The sequence below is a fragment of the Fodinibius sp. genome, from assembly GCF_041642155.1.
In the GTDB taxonomy this organism is placed as follows: domain Bacteria; phylum Bacteroidota; class Rhodothermia; order Balneolales; family Balneolaceae; genus Fodinibius.
Window position 1 is genome coordinate 1 of sequence record NZ_JBEPWZ010000285.1, and the last position, 3,810, is coordinate 3,810.

Sequence of the window (3,810 nt, forward strand, 5' to 3'; positions counted from 1 at the left end):
TAGTAGGTGCGGGCTTTGGCCCCCTGCCCGGCGCGCTGCATAAGATCGCCCATCAGAATCCAGTTCTCCACATCCTTCGGGTTATTCCGGATGCGGTCAAGCAGGTAGCTGATGGCCTCATTGCCCTCATCGCTCATAATCATATAAAGAACGAGATTTCGGTGCGCCGCGGGCGAGTCGTCCAGGTCGATCGCCTTGTCAAAATCGTACTTGGCTTCATCCAGATTTTCCAGCTGCAGGTGGGCAAAGCCACGCAGGTTGTAATAACCACTTTTTTCCTGTTCAAGATTGATGGCTTTGTCGAGAGCTTCGATGCTTTTTTCCCACTGGTTGAGCTTCTGAAATACCATCCCTTCCAAATGGTACCCGTCGGCCGATTCCGGCTCCATTTTCTGGAGCTGGTAGGAGATATCCAGTGCGTGGTCGTAATCCCCTTCGTGGAGCAGAGAGAGTCCTTCTTCTAATTGTTCTTCAAAGTTCATGCGAAATAGCTGCTTTCAAGTTAAATGTAGTTTTAGCTGTTTCCGTTAAATAAGCTGTAGCCTGCCTGTAAGATAAGCAAAGTTAAGGCGTTAATCAGACGATTTGGCAGATGAGGGATCATCTTCGGTGATGTCCTCGTATTCCGCTTCTTCAATCTCTTCAAAACGGTCTGCGTCGTGGGTGGGATTCCGCTGTTGACGCTGCTGTTGCTGTCCCTGTTGAAACTGGCGAAAGGTCCGATAGAAAAAGCTGCCGTTTTTGGGGTTGTTACCGGATCCAGAGTTTAAAAAAAGTCGGCTGATGACCTTGATAAGCAGGTACATCAGTACTAAAAATAAAAGTGTACGTATCATTACGGTTAGTCAGGGATAATATGAATATGTGTATTAGTGCGTATAGGCTGTTCGAAGATCTGTTCTTCTATATAATCTAAGTGTTTTTTATTACTTACGAAATCAATCTCTGATGTGTTAATGATCATCAGCGGTGATTTATTGTAATGATAAAAGAAATGGTTGTACGATTCGCTCAGTTCTTCCAGGTAGGTTCGGGTAATATTGCGTTCGTAGTCGCGATCACGCTGGCGGATATTTTCCATCAGCCGCTCCACGGACGATTGCAGGTAGATAACCAGGTCGGGTTTGGCCGATATGCCGGTCATAATATCAAAGATAGAATCATAAAGGGCCAGTTCATCGTCTTCCAGGTTCAGCCGGGCAAAGATCCGATCTTTTTCAAAGATATAATCGGAGATCGTCATCTGGTGGAACAGGTCTTTGCTCAGCATATCCTGCTGCTGCTTAAAGCGGCTGGCTAAAAACGCCATCTGGGTAGGGAAGGCGTAACGTTCGCGATCTTCATAAAATTTGGGCAGGAAAGGGTTGTCCTTGAACTGTTCCAACACCAGGCGGGCACTGTTCCGCTCGGATAGCAATTTAGCCAGGGAGGTTTTACCGGCCCCGATAACCCCTTCAACTGCAATAAATTCGAATTGGTTCGCCATATCTATTTACCAACGTAAATCCGTTTTTTTAATTCGCATACCGGGGGCTTCCGCAAGGAGCTCGTCCATGGAACAGCCGGTCTTCGGATCCTTCCATCCGGGTAGGATTTCCCGGAGCGGTTCCAGTACAAATAAACGCTTGTGATATTCCGGGTGGGGAATAATAAGGTTATCCGTTTGAATCACCAAGTCACCATATGAAATAATATCCAGATCGATGGTGCGGGCGCTCCAGCGGGGATGCTCGGGCGATCGCCCGTGTCTGGTTTCAAACGTTTTGAATGTTTTAATAAGCGATGCGGGTTCGATATCGGTGGTCAGCTTAATGACCGCATTATAAAAGTCGCGGGTGGCGGGACCAATGGGCTCGGTGATGTAGACGGAAGAGGCAGTGAGGGTTGTTTCGGACAGGGCCCGTAAAAAGGACCTGGCATCCGACAGGTGTCGGCGGCGATTTCCCATATTAGAACCAACTGCTACAACGACCGTCGCCATGACATGCGGGTTTCGGAATACGCGGTTTCTACGTCGATCGGGGGGGCAAGTTTTCGGACGGATACCTGTAGCCGTTCCGCTTTCGGGAACGACTCAAAAAGCTGGTCGCCAATACGTTTGGTGAGGCTTTCGATGAGCTTTTGAGAGGGGCCCTCCATCACTTTTTGAACGATGTCCGCCGCTTTTTGGTAGTCGATGGTATCTTCAAGGCGGTCACTGTCGCCGGCCGGGCGGAGACCGGCCGTAAAGGTAAGGTCGACTTCAAAGCGATTTCCCTGCCGGCGTTCCTCCTCATAAAATCCGTGATAAGCTTTAAAACAGAGGCTTTTAAGGGTCAGGGTAGCCATGAGAGATTAAAGGGTGGCCATTTCAATTTTTTGGTACAGTTCATCGACCATTCGTTTATGCTTGGCCGTGGTTTGCATGCGTTCTTCCACCGTAGAGATCGCATGGATTACCGTTGAGTGATCGCGTCCCCCGAAGTGAAGGCCGATGGTTTTGAGGCTGGAGTCGGTAAACTGTTTGGAGAGATACATGGCAATCTGCCGGGCCTCAACGATTTCCTGTTTTCGGGTCTTTTCGCGGACTTTATTGGTATCGATGCCAAAATAATCGCACACGTAGTTTTGAATCTGCTCAATAGAGATAGAGGTATGTGATTCCTTGATCATGTCTTTCAATACCCGCTTGGCCATCTGGGGCTCTATTTCATCCACATGCTGCAGCGATGCAAACGCCAGCAGCTTGATGATCGCGCCTTCAAGGTCGCGTACATTCGATTTGAAATTGTGGGCGATGAATTCAAGCACATCGGGCGAGAGCTCTATGCCGTTGTCATTCGCTTTGCGCTCCAGGATAGCGTACCGGGTTTCATATTCCGGGATCTGCAGGTCGGCACTGAGCCCCCAGCTAAAGCGGGAAATGAGCCGCTCTTCAATATCGGGAATCTCCCGCGGCGCACGATCGCTGCTCAGTACAATCTGCTTTCCATCCTGGTGCAGGGCGTTAAAGATATGAAAGAACTCTTCCTGTGTCTTCTCCTTGCCGCTGAAAAACTGGATATCATCCACGATTAATACGTCAATCTGCCGGTAGAACATGGTAAATTCACTGGCGCGGTTGTTGCGGATGGCCTGCACAAATTCATTCGTAAAACTTTCCGAAGAGATATACAAAACAGCCAGTTCGTTGCCATATTCCTGCTTGGCCATGTTGCCGATACTTTGGATGAGATGCGTTTTGCCCAGGCCGGTGCCGCCATATATAAAGAAAGGATTAAAGGAGTTGCTACCCGGGTTTTCAGCAATGGCCATGGCAGCCGAGCGGGCGAGGCGGTTACAGTCGCCTTCAATGTATCGATCAAAAACGTAATTGCTGTTGAGATTAGAATCAATTTTGGCTTTCCGGATGCCGGGAATGACAAAAGGATTCTCGATCTTGCCGGGGCTGTATTCGGAATAGCCGCTCATATTTTCATTTTGATTGCTATCGGGGGGCATGGGGCGCTGCGGAAGGCGCACCGACCGATTATTGGTTTCATTATCGGATTTCTCCAGCACTACCGAATATTCCAGCTTGCCATTTTCACCCAATACTTTAGCCAGTGTTGACCGCAACATTCCATAATAATGTTCCTCCAGCCATTCGTACCAAAATTGGCTGGGAACTTCGATGGTCAGGGTGTTATCTTTAAGCTTAACGGGATCAATAGGTTCAAACCATGACTTATACTTTTGATAGCTAATATTGTCTTGAATAATATCCAGGCACTGCTCCCAGGCAGCTTCGGCAGAAAGTGTACTCAACGTCCCAAGACCTCCAATAAAATT

Annotated in this window: 6 protein-coding genes; all 6 read right to left on the reverse strand. The window is 48.4% G+C overall.

The window, feature by feature from the left end:
* A partial coding sequence (locus tag ACESLU_RS12740) for a tetratricopeptide repeat protein (protein WP_372639018.1) occupies positions 1 to 482 on the reverse strand: 482 nt, incomplete at its 3' end.
* Positions 483 to 572: 90 nt separating this feature from the next.
* The gene (locus tag ACESLU_RS12745; RefSeq protein WP_372639019.1) at positions 573 to 836 is read right to left on the reverse strand and encodes a hypothetical protein; all 264 of its coding nucleotides are present in this window, start codon (positions 834 to 836) and stop codon (positions 573 to 575) included.
* A 5-nt stretch (positions 837 to 841) separates the two neighbouring features.
* Positions 842 to 1,486 carry a deoxynucleoside kinase gene (locus ACESLU_RS12750; protein ID WP_372639020.1) on the reverse strand — a complete coding sequence of 215 codons (645 nt, stop codon included), beginning with the start codon at positions 1,484 to 1,486 and terminating at the stop codon, positions 842 to 844.
* Positions 1,487 to 1,492: 6 nt separating this feature from the next.
* Positions 1,493 to 1,981: a 2-amino-4-hydroxy-6-hydroxymethyldihydropteridine diphosphokinase gene (folK, locus tag ACESLU_RS12755; RefSeq protein WP_372639021.1), complete on the reverse strand. Its 489-nt coding sequence runs from the start codon at positions 1,979 to 1,981 to the stop codon at positions 1,493 to 1,495.
* Positions 1,963 to 2,328 carry a dihydroneopterin aldolase gene (folB, locus tag ACESLU_RS12760; RefSeq protein WP_372639022.1) on the reverse strand — a complete coding sequence of 122 codons (366 nt, stop codon included), beginning with the start codon at positions 2,326 to 2,328 and terminating at the stop codon, positions 1,963 to 1,965. The genes folK and folB overlap by 19 nt, the downstream gene beginning before the upstream one ends.
* A gap of 6 nt (positions 2,329 to 2,334) precedes the next feature.
* A complete protein-coding gene (gene dnaA, locus ACESLU_RS12765) occupies positions 2,335 to 3,804 on the reverse strand; it encodes a chromosomal replication initiator protein DnaA (RefSeq protein WP_372639023.1) in 1,470 nt (489 codons plus the stop codon).
* Between the last annotated feature and the right edge of the window lie 6 nt (positions 3,805 to 3,810).

Coding starts and splice junctions, on each gene's coding strand:
- folK (WP_372639021.1), bottom strand. CDS start 1,981: ATGGCGACGGTCGTTGTAGCAGTTGGTTCTAATATGGGAAATCGCCGC.
- ACESLU_RS12745 (WP_372639019.1), bottom strand. CDS start 836: ATGATACGTACACTTTTATTTTTAGTACTGATGTACCTGCTTATCAAG.
- folB (WP_372639022.1), bottom strand. CDS start 2,328: ATGGCTACCCTGACCCTTAAAAGCCTCTGTTTTAAAGCTTATCACGGA.
- ACESLU_RS12750 (WP_372639020.1), bottom strand. CDS start 1,486: ATGGCGAACCAATTCGAATTTATTGCAGTTGAAGGGGTTATCGGGGCC.